Source organism: Dyadobacter flavalbus (assembly GCF_006149045.1).
GTDB lineage: Bacteria > Bacteroidota > Bacteroidia > Cytophagales > Spirosomataceae > Dyadobacter > Dyadobacter flavalbus.
The window spans coordinates 15234-30322 of the sequence record NZ_VBSN01000035.1 but is presented as its reverse complement, the minus strand read 5'-3'; the positions used below and the strand labels follow the sequence as shown (position 1 = coordinate 30322).

Here is a 15089-nt window from a genome sequence, read left to right as displayed (position 1 = left end):
AAAAGCAGGCAAAGTTAAGCAGACTTGGGGTTTTTGCCCTATGATTTCAAGGACATTGTGAATTTACCTTTTACGCTTGTAACCAGACGGAACACTGAACGGGAAACCGGGACTTTCACGAACAAGATCCACTTTACTATGTCTGATGCGCATGTCGGTCTGATTTACCTGCTGGTCTTTTTGTGATTTTACATTAAGATTGATGATACTCGTAAACGGAAAAAGAAAACCCTGCACTTCCCGGAAGTCTTCATAATCCAGTGTAAAAGTGTTTTGCGTCGGCACTTCCGTTGCTTTGAGCCGCGATAATTTCAGATTATTTTCCCCGATAAAATTGTCAACTTCAAGCCTTTCCACAATTTGTTTTAAAACGTAAAAATCATTCTGCCTGACGAACGGCGCGTCTGCAGGCTGGGGAAAAGGCATGTTTCCGATAATAACGGACTGCAGAAGTGCAAAATTAAGATTGAAGTTATATTGCTTGCTAAGCTGCTCGTAACTGAACACAAAGTAATCTTTATGGAACTTGTCCATAAAAATAATGGAGTCAGGCGTAATCAGTCCGCGGGCCACTTCAAAGCCGACACCAGTTACAGAAATCCAGATAACACTGTCTTTTTTCATACGAATATTCACGTTCGTATTGTCAAAATCCTGCGTTTTGCTTTTGAAGGAGAATTTGGATTTTGCTACCAGATAATCAAACTGGATTTCATTGACCTTAACCGCTGCATTTGTTTCTGCAGAGTCCGCGGCTGCTACTGAAGAATCCGGGTTTGCCGGTAACGAATCAACCGCAACGGAATCCGTGGCGACTATTTGAATGACACTTGTTGAAGAACGCTGTTTGTGACACGATGTAAGCCATAGAAAACCAATTGCTACAAACCAGATCGAGATTTTATTGCTCATGTAATGCACCAGTTGCTATTTTTTTATCAAGAAGTTCCGTTGTTTCTCCCATTCTTTTGGCCTTTTTCCATTGTGCAACCGCATTGTCACGTTCTCCAAGCTTGAAGAGGACGTCGCCGTAATGTTCCACAATCGTTCCGCTGACGCTGTTGCTGTCCAGCATGGCCTTTTCAAGGAATTCCTTTGCCTTCTTGTATTCTTTCCGGATATACAAAACCCATGCATGCGTATCCAGGTATGTCGGATTATTCTGATGCTGCTGCACAAGCTTTTCGGACATTTTGAGTGCAAGATCGAGTTTTTCCCGCCGGAGCGAAAGAAAATAACTGTAATTGTTCAGCACATGATCGTCGTCCGGATTGCCTTTCAGCGCAAGTTCATACGCTGCATCCGACTTCGCATGTTCGCCAAGTCCGTTGTAGGCATCGCCGAGCTGCGCATTGATATACGGGATCATTTCGGGTTTGTCGCTGATCAGTCTCAGACTTTCTTCCAGTGAAGAAATCGCCTCTTTGTACTGCTTTTTAATCAGGTGCGCTGTTCCGTTTGAGTACCAGAACATACCCTGGTTGGGAAATACTTCCAGTGCTTTTTCCGAGTGTACAAGCATGCTGTCAACCTGATTAAGATCGCCGTCCAGCTGCAAAATAGCGCCCCATACCGCAAAGTCCGATGCGTCCGCATAGGCTGCTTTCAGATACATTTCACGGGCTTCTGCTTTTTTGTCCTGACGCGCCAGCAAATCGCCGTAAATGACATGAGCACGCGGTTCATTGGGATGCGTTTCAGAAAGTTGTTTGATCAGTGTAACGGCTTCGCCCAGCTCGGCCGGCGTTTTAAGCATTTTGAGATAACCGCTCAGAACCCTGATTTTGGGATCTGCATCCAGGTTTGGGTTGGCAAATACAAGTTTCAGTTCCTGATTGCATTTCTGTACATCGCCGTTCCTTCTGTAAATATCGGCCAGCAATACATGCGCCTGCGCTTCGTCGGGGTTGATTTTAAGTGCTTCTTCCAGCGGAGCAACTGCTTCAACAATCCGGTCGTTAGCAATCAGCATTTCGGCAAGTTCCACTCTGTAACTCACTTCTGCCGGCTCGGATGCAATCAGTTTTTTACCTTCGGCAAGTGCTTTTTCAAGATTGTTCTGTCTTAAATAAAGCTGTTGTTTCTGGCGCGTGATTTCTTCTGTTATCCCGAGCGTTTTTTCAAGAATATTGTAAGTGTCAATGGCTTTGTCAAACTGGTCATTGAACACGTAAATAGCGGCAAGTTCAATTCCGTACTGGATATTGGAAGGGTTTTTGGAAAGGAGTGTTTCGTAAATGCCGGCTGCTTCGCTGTACTTTCTGCGTTTGGCATATAATTCGGCCAGCTGCTGTGCATAATAAATATTTTCCTTGTTCAGGTCGTAAGCCTTTTTGGATGCAGTAATCGCTTCATCAAATTTTTCCATTTTGACCAGCGCCGTAGCCATCAGGTAATGGCCTGCAGCATCGTTACCGTTTGCCTGAACCAGTTTTTCAAATACAGGAAGCGCGCGGTCCGGTTCATCTTTCATCATGAACTTCATTCCTTCCGCGGCCAGCGATTCCTCTATCAGGCGAAAATCAGTATTTTCAGCTTTCTGAGGTTCTTTGTCACGATCTTTCCCGCGGCGTTGCGCGTTTGCCGGCTGAGAAATTCCCAGGTTTGCAAACACACAAAAGAAAAGGATCCATTTTATATATTCAGTCCTCATATTTGAATCTAATGCCATCAGATCGTAGACGTGACCGGCTGTTTCGGTGTATATGCCAAAGTTATCAAATTTTGTCTGTATGATTTACCCAAAGCATCGTACAAATAAAATTAGTAACGTGTAAAATGGAAGATTCTTGTCTGGAAATCAGCATATACGAAAAGTTTTCAGCACTTTCTGCAAATCCTTACTGCACGGTGTAGCCTGCATTTGCTGTACCCTGGATTCCGGAAGGACTCAGTGCCTCCACACGTACATCGACGCTGGTTGCAGCATCCGTATTGTAATACTGAAATTTCACCTTTCCGTTTTTATCTGTTTTCAGCACAGGCGCCCAATGGATTGTGGAGCGGAAATCGGGTAGGAGATTGTCCGGCTTTTTAACGGCATATGCCGGCGCATAAAATTCTTTCGGTACGTTAAAACCTGCAATTTTTGAAACCAGCACGCCGGGAACGATGTCCTGCGAATAATCGTAATTGGCATTGCCTCTTTTGGTAAGGACCGAAATAACGCCATTGCCGCCGCGACTGCCGAAAATAGCCGCAGAAGCGCCTTTCAGAACATCAATGGATTCTACATCAAATACATTCAGATTCGTGATCATGGCTTTATCGACCGGCATACCGTCCAGCACAAAAAGCGGCTCGCCTCTGTTTCCGCGAATAAACACGGACGCGTTCATGCCCGAGCCACTCACCTGAACGCCCGCAACCCGGCCCGCCAGCATGTCCAGCACACTCATGTTTCCCGAAGCCAGCTGAGGCGTTATTTTCACCGTTGCATCCGCTGTGTTGTACAGTTTTCTGGAATCCCTCGGCGCTTCTTTTTTGGCTTTAATTGTTACTTCTTTCAATAACCTTTCCCGGTTTTCTCTAATTTTTCTCGTCAGTTCCTGTTCTTCTCCAGCTCTTTTCAGGAAATCCTTAAATTTCTGAGCTTCAACCGTTACAGGATAGAAAGGTACTTGCAAGAGAGTCATTTTGGGCGGATCAAAGGGGTTAAGAATAAAAGAAAGATTCTGGTTTCCTTTTTTGTTCATGCCCTGAAGTCGAATCTGAAGCGAATCGGCAAATACAAGGTTATAGACGGCAAATTTGCCGTTTTCATTGGTTTCCGTACTCAGGAAATTACTCAGGCTGTCGTTGCTCAGAAAAAGCGACAGCATGATTTTACTGTTCACCGGTTTGTCATTGCGCAATACTTCGCCAGTCAGCGTAATGCCTTGTTCCAGAAAACGGCCGGGCGCTTCAAGCGAATCGCGCAGCACATCTTCCCACCGGAACCTGCTCCATCCCTGCGTCATCATGAGATAATCTGCATGGATTTTCCGCTGTTTTTTCTCAGGGTCAAAATAATAGCCGGGCTGCTCGATAAACCCTTTCAGATCGGATGATAAAAGCAGGTAAGAAACAATGTTTGCGTCATAGGGCTGCTGTTTGATCTGTCCGGCATCTGTTACGGCTACCGAAAGGTTTGCTTCCGCCGGCTTGCCTGCAGAATCGGTTGCAACAATTTCTATTTCGGTTTGTTCTCGCGGCGCAAAGGCCGTTTTGGACAAATTGACTTTCAGGTTCAGACTTCTCTGATGATTGATAAAAACGAGTCTTTCGCAAACCGGCTTGTTCTGATCATCAAAAAGGGTCAGGTGCGTAATTCCGTCGGGCAATTCTGCTGTGGGAAGGCTCACGGTCAAACCTTTACCTGAAATCACGCCTCTTGCAGCAAATGAAATGATTCCTCTGGAATGGCCGACAATATGCACGGGAACTTCTTTCTTTTCGGGTGTTTTACAATAAGCAATGATCCTCATTTTCAAAGGATTGGACAAATTATCCACAAGCAGCGTAAAGCCGTTTTCCTGCACTTCCGGAAAGTTGAACCGGGTTGCTTTTTCGTCTTTTGTTCTGATAAAAGCCGTGTAACGCTCGCCGGATCTGGGTTCAAACTGAAACCGGCCCATTCCAAGATATTCGCTGTTAAAAGAAGAAACGGTATCGTTGTTCCGGTTCAGTACAAAACCTTTTACATCCGTTCCCAGCCCGTTTCCGTTCACGGCCTTGAACGCAACGCGTGTGTTGATGCCCGCTACAAGCTGGCCGCCTTCAGGAAAGAACTGGACGTCGGTGAGATCGGAAGAAGCGTTGGCCGTAGTACTTTCTGTATCAAAAAGATGAATGCTTTTCTGGAAGAAAAAAACATCTGAAAAATTACGCATCCAGTTTGTATAAGCACGGATTGTATAAGCGCCGGCAGGCAGGGAATCCAGTGTAATTTCACCATGACCGATTCCTCCGCTCATCTGAACGCGGCGCAAGGCCACGTTTTTACCTGTCTGCTGTTCAATGAAATCTACATACAAAAGATTGCTTGCGCTGTCGGGAAGGTGCATGGAACCGTCCACAAGATACCCTTTAAACCACAAAGTATCACCGGTTACATAGTAAGGTTTGTCTGTATGCAAATAGGCTTTTTCATATGGAAACTGATGCCGGTAAAGCTGCAATTTGGAAGTAATCTGTCTGGTAAAATCTTCGTCCGCCCATTTTAAAGCCATCAAAGCCATAAGAAGAGCAGCAACAAGCATACTTTTTTGCAGATATCTGGTCAATTGCATAGTTTCTGTTTACATACGTTTAATGCAATTTATTGATTTTTAGATCACAGCGATATCGACTTATTTAACGGTTCAAACGGCTCACAAGTAAATAGGCGGGATAACTGATGATCATGAAAAGCAGTGCAAACTGGCTGCTTGGCAAATCCTGAATTACGGCGCTTACAAGAAATGCAAGTGAAACAATCAGCATCAAAACCGGCAGAAAAGGGTAGGCCGGAACTTTCCACGGGCGGGGCAGAAGCGGTTCTTTCTTCCGCAATGCCAGCAGCGATGCAAAGCCGGAAGCATAACCCAGCACGAAGAAAAAAGTAGCGATATCCGAAAGTTTTTCACATGCATCTTTCCCGATCAGGATCAGCAGTATGGCAATTCCGGACGTAATGAGCATGGCAACAGCTGGCGTTCCGCCTTTGTTGACTGTAGTTCCGGCTTTCAGGAAAAGTCCGTCGCGGCTCATGGAATACAGTACGCGCGGATTAAAAAGCAGCTGCGCATTGACAATCCCCAGAATGGAAATCATCAGAAACAGTGTAACGATTTTGCCCGAGCCTTCACCAAAAATCAGCCTGATGGCATCCGCAGCGGCAAGCTTGGATTGCGAAAGCTCGTTCATGGGCAAAATATGCAGGATAGCAAGGTTGCAAAGCAGGTAAATGGCAATGATCAGTAAAACGCCTCCGATCATGGAACGCGGCAGATTTCTGGAAGGATCGCGGTCTTCTTCGGAAAAATAGGCGGCCGTATGCCAGCCGTCGTAAGTATAAAAAATCGCCTGAAGTGAAAAAACAACCGGTGCTATCCAGCTTCCGGTGCTTATAATCCGGCTTGTAGTTGCATGCGCCTGTTCGGATGTGATTTCATCGCCGTAGATGTAGCAAACCGCCACAAAAATGAACAGTCCGACGCCTTTCAAAACACTCATGACATTCTGAAAACTGCTTGCCAGCGCAAGCCCGATCCAGTGAATAATCGTCAGTATCAGTAGTATGGCGGCTGCAACATAAGGCTCGTAGCCGGCAAGAGGAGAAAGGAGCAAAGCCAGGTATTCACTCATGGTATAAACGCCAAAACCCAAAGCGGAGCAGGTTCCGAGCCAGCTGTTTATGCCCACTACAAAGCCTGCGTAATCGCCGAAAGCCCTTCTTGCATATACATACCACGCGCCGGCTCTGGGCATGGAAGTGCCCAGTTCAATGGTACAAAGCGTTCCCAGAAATGCATACAGGCTTACGGCCAGCCAAAGCCCCATAATGAGCCACGGATCGCCGAGCTGTGCAGCAATGGGGCCGGGTTTTCTGAGAATTCCGGTACCGACCGTGCCGCCAACGGTTACAGCGATGCCGAAGCCTACACCTAAAATCTTGAATAACTCGTTTCTGGCAGCGGGTTGTTGCATAAGGGAAGATTTCTGTATCTCTCGAAAATAGGAAAAGTTTTTCTTTTTGTAACTTCTATATTCGTAATGATTTACATGTTGTTGGAATAAATGTGCGGCTCAGATATGTTTCAGACAAAAAAGCTATGGATCTTTCATCTGCTCGGATGGCTGCTGTTTATCAGTTTGCCACTGACGATCCTGTCCAGAGAACGCGATCCGGAACTGGAATTTACGCTGCTTTCATCGGGCTATTTCTGGTTGTTTTTCCTGATTTACTTTCTGCTTTTTTATCTGAATCTTTGGATTCTGATCCCGCAGTTTTTCCTGAAACAGAAACATATTCTTTATACAGGATTCTTTTTCATCGGAATTACCGCCGTTTTTTTCAGCCAGCCCTTTGAAAACCTGATTTTCCAGAGGTTTCATCATCAGCAGCAAATCCCGCAGACAAACAGATTTCCCGAACCGCCGCCAGTCAATTTTCATCCTGAATTTCCTCCGCCGCCATCGCCGGAAAGAACAGCGCCGGCAGTGGATTTTGTCAGTCTTGTGCTGTTCTTCATTGTCTGGATTGTTTCGATGGCGATAAAGATTTCGGAGCAATGGCGGCTTTCAGAAAAGAAAGTAATCATGTCGGAAGCGGATAAAGCGCAGGCAGAGCTGTCGTTTTTCAAGGCACAGATTAATCCGCATTTTCTTTTCAATACGCTCAACAACATTTATTCGCTTGCCGTCAGCCAAAGTGAACATACGGCGCCGAGTATCCTGAAATTATCCGGGATGATGCGGTACATTACAGAAGAAGCGACGGAAAACGATGTGCCGCTGGAAGATGAAATTACTTGTCTGGAAAATTACATAGATCTTCAGAAACTGCGAATGAACGCAAAAACGAGTGTTGAATTTACGTTTACAGGAAACGGCCATCAGACCAGAATAGCGCCTTTGATCCTGATGACTTTTGTTGAAAATGCGTTTAAGTACGGCATCAGCAATCACCATGAATCGACGATTGTAATCCGGGTCGAACAGACGCCGCGTACTGTTTCCTTGTTTTGCCGGAACACGATTTTTGATCTCAATAAAGAGAATAACCGGATAGGAGTGGGCATTGCAAATACAAGAAAACGACTTGATTTTCTGTATCCGCAACGGCATGAACTGCATATTGAAAATGACGGGAAAGTATTCACGGTGAATTTAAAACTGACGTCCGATGAAGTGCATAGCCATTGACGATGAGCCGCTTGCGCTGAATATTTTGCGCAAGTACATTGCAAAATTTCCGGCGCTTGATTTGCAGCAGACTTTTGACGATGCCGTGGAAGGCGCGCTTTACCTGAAAACGCATGCCGTTGATCTGTTGTTTATTGACATCCATATGCCCGATCTTTCCGGACTTGAAATTGTATCAAGGCTCGAAAACAGGCCCATGGTTATTTTTACAACGGCGCATAAGAATTTTGCGCACGAAGGGTTTGAGCTGGAAGCAGTTGATTATCTGCTGAAACCCATTGGTCTTGAACGCTTTGAAAAAGCAGTAAGTAAAGCGCTGGAACAATTTCAGTACCGCAAATCACAGCAAACGCAGGAAACCGAAGCCATTGTTGTGCGATCCGAATACAAAATGGTGAAAATTGATTTGAAAGATATTGAATACATTGAAGGAATGGAGGATTATATCAAAATCCATTTACTGAATGCCAGGCACCCTATTCTGACGTTGATGTCGCTGAAAGGAATTCTTGAAATACTTCCGCAAAACCGTTTTAGCCGCATACACAGAAGTTACATTGTTCCGGATGCACTTGTAAAATCAATACAAAACAGGAAAGTACGACTGGCAACAGAACAGGAGCTGCCTGTAAGCGACAGTTATATGGGTTTTATTCAGAAGTGGAAAAACCATTAATTCCAAACGGGCATTCACCGGCAAAACCGTGCCGTTAACCGATACATAGCCAGAACACTGCAACAAAGTTCGGGGTACATGCGATTAGGTATTGAAACAAAGAACTATTGCGAAATCATGGAACGTAAGGAATTTTTAAAAAGAGGATTTTCAATGCTTGGCTTTGCTGCCGTTGCCCCTTTGATCAGCTGCTCGGACAGCACAGTTGATCCGGCAGAAACAATAACCGACACAGATACTACTTCGGGAACAGCAACCGATTTAAATTCCGGAACTTGCACGGCAACTGCTTCCGAAACTGCCGGCCCGTTCCCCACAAAATCACCGGCCAGCCTGGTCAGCAACGACATTACACTGGACAGACAGGGAAATAAGCTGACTGTAAAAATCACAATCCAGAACAAAAACAACAATTGCGAAGCATTATCGGGTGCATTGGTGGATATATGGCATTGTGATGCAGCGGGCAATTACTCCGAATACGGCGGAAGCGGAATGCAGTCAACAAATTATCAGAATGTTCATTTTCTGAGAGGAAGGCAAACGACGGATGCCAACGGGCTTGTGACTTTTACCAGTATTTATCCCGGCTGGTATTCCGGAAGAGCGCCGCATATTCACGTGCATATTTACAATGCCAGCGGTAAATCCTTGCTTATAACGCAGATAGCATTTCCGGAAGAAATCAGCAAAGTAGTTTACGCACAAGGTGTTTATGCCAGCCACGGACAAGCGGATACGACCAATGCAAGGGACAATGTGTTCAGTGACGGCGTTTCTACTGAAATGGCTACAATTACAGGAAGCGTTTCCACTGCATTCGAACTGACGCATGCCATTGTTGTGAGTGCTTAAAGCTGTTGGCTTTTAGCTTATAGCTATTGGCTATTTGCTGCTGGCTTTTGCTTGCGGTTCTAAATTTTGTCACTAACTCCAAGTTCTAATTGCCAATAGCTAATCGCTAACAGCTTCAAACAGCATTATTCAAATTGTTAACCATAGTATCATGCTCTTACAGACAGAAGCCCGGATTTATCTTCAGAGTCAAAGAGGCGTTTTTCAGACGGCGGATTTTCATCGTTTCTGTACTTTTAATTTTGATACTTATCATGCGGAAAGCAGGGAGCCGTTTGGAAATCTTTTAGCTTTAAATGATGAAATGCTGTCGCCGGAAAGCAGTATTGAAATAAAAACAGCAGAAATAATCCGCATTGTTCTGATTCCGCTTGCCGGCGCGTTAGAAATTTATTTACGGGAAGAAGTTAAGTATGTGAATTCAGGTGAAATGCTGGAATTTTTGACTGAGCCGGGTAAAAGTCTGACTATAACAAATCCTTATGCAAATGAAACAGTCAATTATCTGCAGATCCGATTTAAGGAAACTGAAAATGCATGGTCTTACAGCAAATTGACTGCTTTTGATATTTCTGATAAAAACAGGCTTCTGAAGATAAACAGGAAGCAAGAAGACGAAAACCGGATTTTGATCGGCCAGTATGACGGCAGGGAAGAAGGCACTTTTCTTTGTAATTCAAACAAAGCCATTTTTGTTTTTATAATAGAAGGCGCCTTTGAAGTTCAGAACCGGCTGCTGGAAAAGCGCGACGGACTGTCGTTGAGGAATGTAAGCGAAGTCGAATTTGAAGCTTTATCAAATCAGGCCATTATTTTAATCATGGAAGTTGACTAAATATTTGAATTGAAAATTTTGTTCGAGTAAGAGCTAATTTCTAAAAACAAAAAAGCAGATGCCGTTTGAACAGCACCTGCTTTTTTTGCAATGTATATTTTTCCTATAAAACAGCCTCGGCCAATACCAGCACTTTATTATTCAGCACTTCTACAACTCCTCCGTCAATAATATAAGTTTGCTTTGCAGCACCTGTATCCACAACCACATCTCCTTTGCCCAGCGTGCTGACTAACGGAGCGTGACGGTTCAGAACCTGAAACTGTCCTTCGGTACCCGGTAATGTAACGGCATTTGCCTCGCCGGCAAACACTTTTTTATCTGGGGTAATTATTTCTAAATGCATTTTTATAGCTGCGGTACGCCGCGCGTTTAGTTGTCAGCCTTTTTCTGCTGGTTAAAGGAAAAAGTATTATGTTCTTCCTCAACAGCCAGCATATTTATGACCAGGCATTTATTAACTTATCTGGTTGCTTCTGCAAGCATTTTTTCTCCTTTTGCCTGTGCGTCTTCAATCGTACCGACAAGGTTGAAAGCCATTTCAGGAAGGTGATCGTAACTTCCGTCCATAATCAGGTTAAAACCTTTGATGGTATCATTGATATCCACAAGCGTTCCTTTCAAACCTGTAAACTGTTCGGCCACAAAGAAAGGCTGTGACAAAAAGCGTTCAACACGGCGAGCGCGGGATACAACCAGCTTGTCTTCGTCAGAAAGTTCTTCCATACCAAGGATCGCAATGATATCCTGCAATTCCTTATAACGCTGAAGAATGTTTTTAACACGCTGTGCGCAATCGTAATGTGCTGCACCCAATGTTTCGGCATTCAGGATACGCGATGCGGAGTCAAGCGGATCCACAGCAGGATAAATTCCTTTTTCAGATACTTTACGGCTTAGTACGGTTGTTGCGTCCAAGTGGGCAAATGTCGTGGCAGGAGCCGGGTCAGTCAAGTCATCCGCAGGTACGTAAACCGCCTGTACAGAAGTAATGGAACCGCGTTTAGTTGAGGTAATGCGTTCCTGCATCTGTCCCATTTCCGTTGCCAGTGTTGGCTGGTAACCTACCGCAGAAGGCATCCGTCCCAAAAGTGCTGATACTTCGGAACCGGCCTGTGTAAAACGGAAAATGTTGTCAATGAAGAAAAGAATATCGCGGCCTTGTCCTTCGCCGTCGCCGTCACGGAAATATTCCGCCATGGTAAGACCGGAAAGTGCAACACGGGCACGTGCGCCAGGAGGCTCGTTCATTTGTCCGAACACGAAAGTAGCCTGTGAATCTTTCAGCATGTTATAATCCACTTTGGAAATATCCCAGCCGCCTTCTTCCATGCTGTGCTTGAACTCGTCGCCGTATTTGATGATACCGGCTTCAATCATTTCACGCATCAGGTCATTTCCTTCACGGGTACGCTCTCCAACACCTGCAAATACCGAAAGACCGGCGTAAGCTTTTGCAATGTTGTTGATCAATTCCTGGATCAATACGGTTTTGCCGACACCGGCACCGCCGAACAATCCGATTTTGCCACCCTTTACATACGGAGCAAGCAAGTCGATTACCTTGATACCTGTAAACAGGATCTCCGTAGAAGTTGCCAGATCTTCAAATTTGGGAGCAGCACGGTGAATTGAAATTCCGTTTGCCGAATCAATCGTTGTCAGTCCGTCAATCGCTTCACCGATTACATTGAAAAGGCGTCCTTTGATACCTTCGCCGATCGGCATTTTGATCGGAGCTCCAAGCGGAGTAACCGTCATACCACGCTGCATACCTTCGGTACTATCCATTGCAATGGTACGGATGCGGTCTTCACCCAAATGTTGCTGACATTCAAGAACAACTCTCTGACCGTTTGATTTGATGACTTCCAACGCATCAAGAATAGCCGGTATATTTCCGCTGTCTTCAAATGATACGTCTACAACCGGACCAATTACCTGTGTAATTTTTCCTATGTTTGCCGCGTTTGCCATTATATGATTTTGATTATCTCCAGTGAGGTTTTTTTCAGACCGCAAAAGTAGGAGATAATTTGGTCAGTACCAACAGTTCAATTATTGAAATATTGGATATTTTTTAGAAAACAAGCCGTTTTTTTGTTCAAACTGTGTTTGGAAAGACCGATTTAATTAAAATTTATGAAGGAATTCTTTTTCTGGAAAGTGTGGTCGCCGTCTGAGCGCAGGATGACAGCCGGCACTTTTGCAGTATTATTACTGGCACTGCTTTTCTTTATTACCAAAAGTATCGATCCGCTCGCCAATGTAATTCGCTGGAATGTGCTGAGCGAATTGTCCGAAATACCGTCTGTTGTGGATGTATTTCAGCTGGGTCAATGGAAATATGGCGTTGCCGTTCCCTCGCATCTGGTAACGGAAAGCTTTATTGCTTCCGTAATGGAAACCGACTTTCTGGTGGTGCAGCTTTTCTGGGTATTTGCATTGATCGGACTTTCTCTCGTTCTGGCTTCGCTGACCACCATGCCGCGTTTCTGGTACCTGGCCGGAATGATCATTTTTATCCTGCTGCTAAGTTTTTCACAGCTCGAAATACTGAATGTTTTTGGAGAAGGGAACAGGTCCATGTTTCTGCTTGCAGTGGTATTATATGGCGGACTGAGCTATTATTTTCATGCTTTCCGGCCGGATATTGGCATTGGAATACGGATTACAGGCATGCTGGCGGTGTCTTCACTGCTGGCACTGATTATTTTTTTCGGAGCAAAATCCCCTTTCCCCGCATTTACCGCTGCTTCCTATTCTTTTCCGCTGTGGCTTTTACTCACGGTTTTGTTCCTGCTCGTTACGGCCACCGAAATAATTGCCGCGCTGGTCTGGCTCAGCACAAGCACATCCTTTAGTAAAGGCAAGTCCGGGCTTGTCAATTTTATTGTTATAAGTGTCCTGTATTTGCTTTTGTTGCTTTTGATGTATCTGAAAAATACAAGAGTCATCGACTGGAACCTTACTTTGATCAGCCCGGTGTATCTGGCCTTGTTTGCTGCTGTTGCCGGTTTGTGGGGTTTCAGAAGAAGAGCGGATGCTACGGCCGGCACTTTGCCTTTCAGGTCCACAGGTTTCTGGCTTTATACGGGTTTATTCATTATTTCTGCTGCATTTGCTGCCTATGCAGCCAGCACGGCCAATGATCCGGTGCTGGAGGTACTGGAAGACGTTGTTGTTCAGGGTCAGCTTGCCATGAGTACGGTTTTCCTTTTCTATGTACTCATTAACTTTTATCCGCTTTTTCAGCAAAACCTGGCTGTATACAAAGTACTTTATAAACCGCTCCGCTTTGGCCTTACGCAAACACGTCTGTTCGGATTTGCCGGCGTTATTGTTTTGTTTTCTATTCAAAAACTTTTTCCGGTCACACAGTCTGTTGCCGGATATTTTAACGGTTTGGGCGATTTGTATTCTAAAACGGGTGAATATGTGCTGGCCGAACAATATTACAAACTGGCCTTGCAGCAGGAATTCCAGAATCATAAATCCAATTACGCACTGGCTTCACTTGCTCTCAAGCAAGGTGACGAAAATGCTTCCGCTTTTTATTTCCGGCAGGCCTTGCTGAAAAATCCTTCTCCGCAGGCTTATGCGGGACTAAGCGGAATTCTGATCCAGGAAAATCTCTTTTTTGACGCAGTGCATAGTCTGAAAGAAGGAATCAACCGGTTTCCCGAAAGCGGAGAACTACTGAATAACCTCGGCATGCTGTATTCCAAAACCAACGTTGCGGACTCTGCCTATTTTTATCTGGATGAAGCCGCAGGAAATACAAGCCGCCCCGAAATTCCGGCAACCAATCTGCTGGCGATTCTGGCAAAAAGTACCGATTCCGGCTTGCTGGATTCACTGGCGGCAAAAAGTGAAAAACACAGTTACTTGTCTTGGCAGGCAAACTGGCTTGCAGTCCAGAATCTGAGGCAGCAGTTTGTAAAGGAAACATTCAGTAAGGAAGCCGTTCCGGCCGATTCCATGCTGAGCGTTTCGGCATTTGCATATCTTTTGAATTATACAACCAATCAGGCCAAACTGGACAGCATGCCGGCTATTCTGCTGCCAAAACTGGCTGCAAAAAATCCGGTACTATCCGAAGATCTGACATTTGCTTCCTTATATTCCGAATTTTACAGCCGCAACAAACTAAAAGCGCTGGAAACACTGACAGCCTGGACCGAAGAAGAAGGCGAAAAAAGCCAGCTATATAATAAAGTGCTTGGTCACTGGCTGTTGCAGCTTGGCCTTTATGACAAAGCCATTGAATTCTTGTCGCAAGTGGAAGGAACTGAAGGCACAATCGGAATGGCTATTGCCAATGCGTTATCCGACAAAAAGGAAGTGGCTGTTGTTTTGCTCGACAAGCTTCAGGAAAAATCTCAGGATAATGCGGTTAGTCAGTTGAAACAAACGCTTTTTTCCGGCGCTAAGCCGCGCTCTGATTCCGACTCGCTTGTTCAGGTAATAAGTAAATCGCCTTCTGAAAAGAACTTTGACAATGCAGTTAAAAACAATCCGTTTGATGCCGCGATTGTGTCTGCGGCGTCAGAATATTTCAGAGGGAAAAAGCAGACTTCAAAAGCGTATAATATTGTTCTCAACGCGTTGCGGTATAATGAATATGCTCCCCGCTTATGGGAACAGTATGCGTTTCTGAGTCTGGAACAAGGTTTGTTGGGACAAGGTAATGAAGGCGAAATGAAGGTGAAACAATGGGCATCAGCTGCCGATTATCAGCAATTTATGAACCGTTATCAGCCTATGAGAGCTCTGATTGAAAAACAGAGAGCCGAGTTTCAATGATTTTATATTTTAGCTTTACACTTCATCCAA

The 15089-nt window shown here is 44.9% G+C and carries 11 protein-coding genes; 5 read left to right on the top strand and 6 right to left on the bottom strand.

Annotation, left to right across the window (positions count from 1 at the left end):
- Window positions 1-63: 63 nt before the first annotated feature.
- From lolB1 to FEM33_RS11455, 4 genes are all read right to left on the bottom strand, one after another.
- Entirely contained in the window at window positions 64-912 is an 849-nt protein-coding gene (lolB1, locus tag FEM33_RS11470) for a lipoprotein insertase outer membrane protein LolB1 (RefSeq protein ID WP_139012164.1), read from the bottom strand.
- Window positions 902-2653 (bottom strand): tetratricopeptide repeat protein, encoded by a 1752-nt coding sequence (locus tag FEM33_RS11465; protein WP_229214205.1) that lies wholly within the window; start codon window positions 2651-2653, stop codon window positions 902-904. The genes lolB1 and FEM33_RS11465 overlap by 11 nt, the downstream gene beginning before the upstream one ends.
- 187 nt (window positions 2654-2840) lie before the next feature.
- Window positions 2841-5270 (bottom strand): TonB-dependent receptor plug domain-containing protein, encoded by a 2430-nt coding sequence (locus tag FEM33_RS11460; RefSeq protein WP_139012162.1) that lies wholly within the window; start codon window positions 5268-5270, stop codon window positions 2841-2843.
- Window positions 5271-5334: 64 nt separating this feature from the next.
- Window positions 5335-6669, bottom strand: a complete 1335-nt coding sequence (locus FEM33_RS11455; RefSeq protein WP_139012161.1) for an APC family permease — start codon at window positions 6667-6669, stop codon at window positions 5335-5337.
- A 105-nt stretch (window positions 6670-6774) separates the two neighbouring features.
- Between FEM33_RS11455 and FEM33_RS11450 the strand changes: the two genes are divergently transcribed.
- The 4 genes from FEM33_RS11450 (at window position 6775) to FEM33_RS11435 (ending at window position 10253) form a co-directional block, all read left to right on the top strand.
- Window positions 6775-7887 carry a sensor histidine kinase gene (locus tag FEM33_RS11450; protein ID WP_161597107.1) on the top strand — a complete coding sequence of 371 codons (1113 nt, stop codon included), beginning with the start codon at window positions 6775-6777 and terminating at the stop codon, window positions 7885-7887.
- Window positions 7868-8563: a LytR/AlgR family response regulator transcription factor gene (locus FEM33_RS11445; RefSeq protein WP_139012159.1), complete on the top strand. Its 696-nt coding sequence runs from the start codon at window positions 7868-7870 to the stop codon at window positions 8561-8563. The genes FEM33_RS11450 and FEM33_RS11445 overlap by 20 nt, the downstream gene beginning before the upstream one ends.
- 117 nt (window positions 8564-8680) lie before the next feature.
- Entirely contained in the window at window positions 8681-9418 is a 738-nt protein-coding gene (locus FEM33_RS11440; protein ID WP_139012158.1) for a dioxygenase family protein, read from the top strand.
- A gap of 151 nt (window positions 9419-9569) precedes the next feature.
- Complete coding sequence (locus FEM33_RS11435) at window positions 9570-10253, top strand: pirin family protein (RefSeq protein WP_229214204.1); 684 nt, start codon at window positions 9570-9572, stop codon at window positions 10251-10253.
- Window positions 10254-10356: 103 nt separating this feature from the next.
- Here the strand turns inward: FEM33_RS11435 and atpC are convergent, their stop codons facing one another.
- Together atpC and atpD are read right to left on the bottom strand one after the other, a co-directional pair.
- Entirely contained in the window at window positions 10357-10599 is a 243-nt protein-coding gene (gene atpC, locus FEM33_RS11430) for an ATP synthase F1 subunit epsilon (RefSeq protein ID WP_138482705.1), read from the bottom strand.
- 116 nt (window positions 10600-10715) lie between these two features.
- Window positions 10716-12230, bottom strand: coding sequence for a F0F1 ATP synthase subunit beta (gene atpD, locus FEM33_RS11425; protein WP_139012156.1), 1515 nt, complete (start codon window positions 12228-12230; stop codon window positions 10716-10718).
- Window positions 12231-12395: 165 nt separating this feature from the next.
- Here atpD and FEM33_RS11420 point away from each other — a divergent pair, with 165 nt between their 5' ends.
- Window positions 12396-15059 carry a tetratricopeptide repeat protein gene (locus FEM33_RS11420; RefSeq protein ID WP_229214203.1) on the top strand — a complete coding sequence of 888 codons (2664 nt, stop codon included), beginning with the start codon at window positions 12396-12398 and terminating at the stop codon, window positions 15057-15059.
- Window positions 15060-15089: the final 30 nt, after the last annotated feature.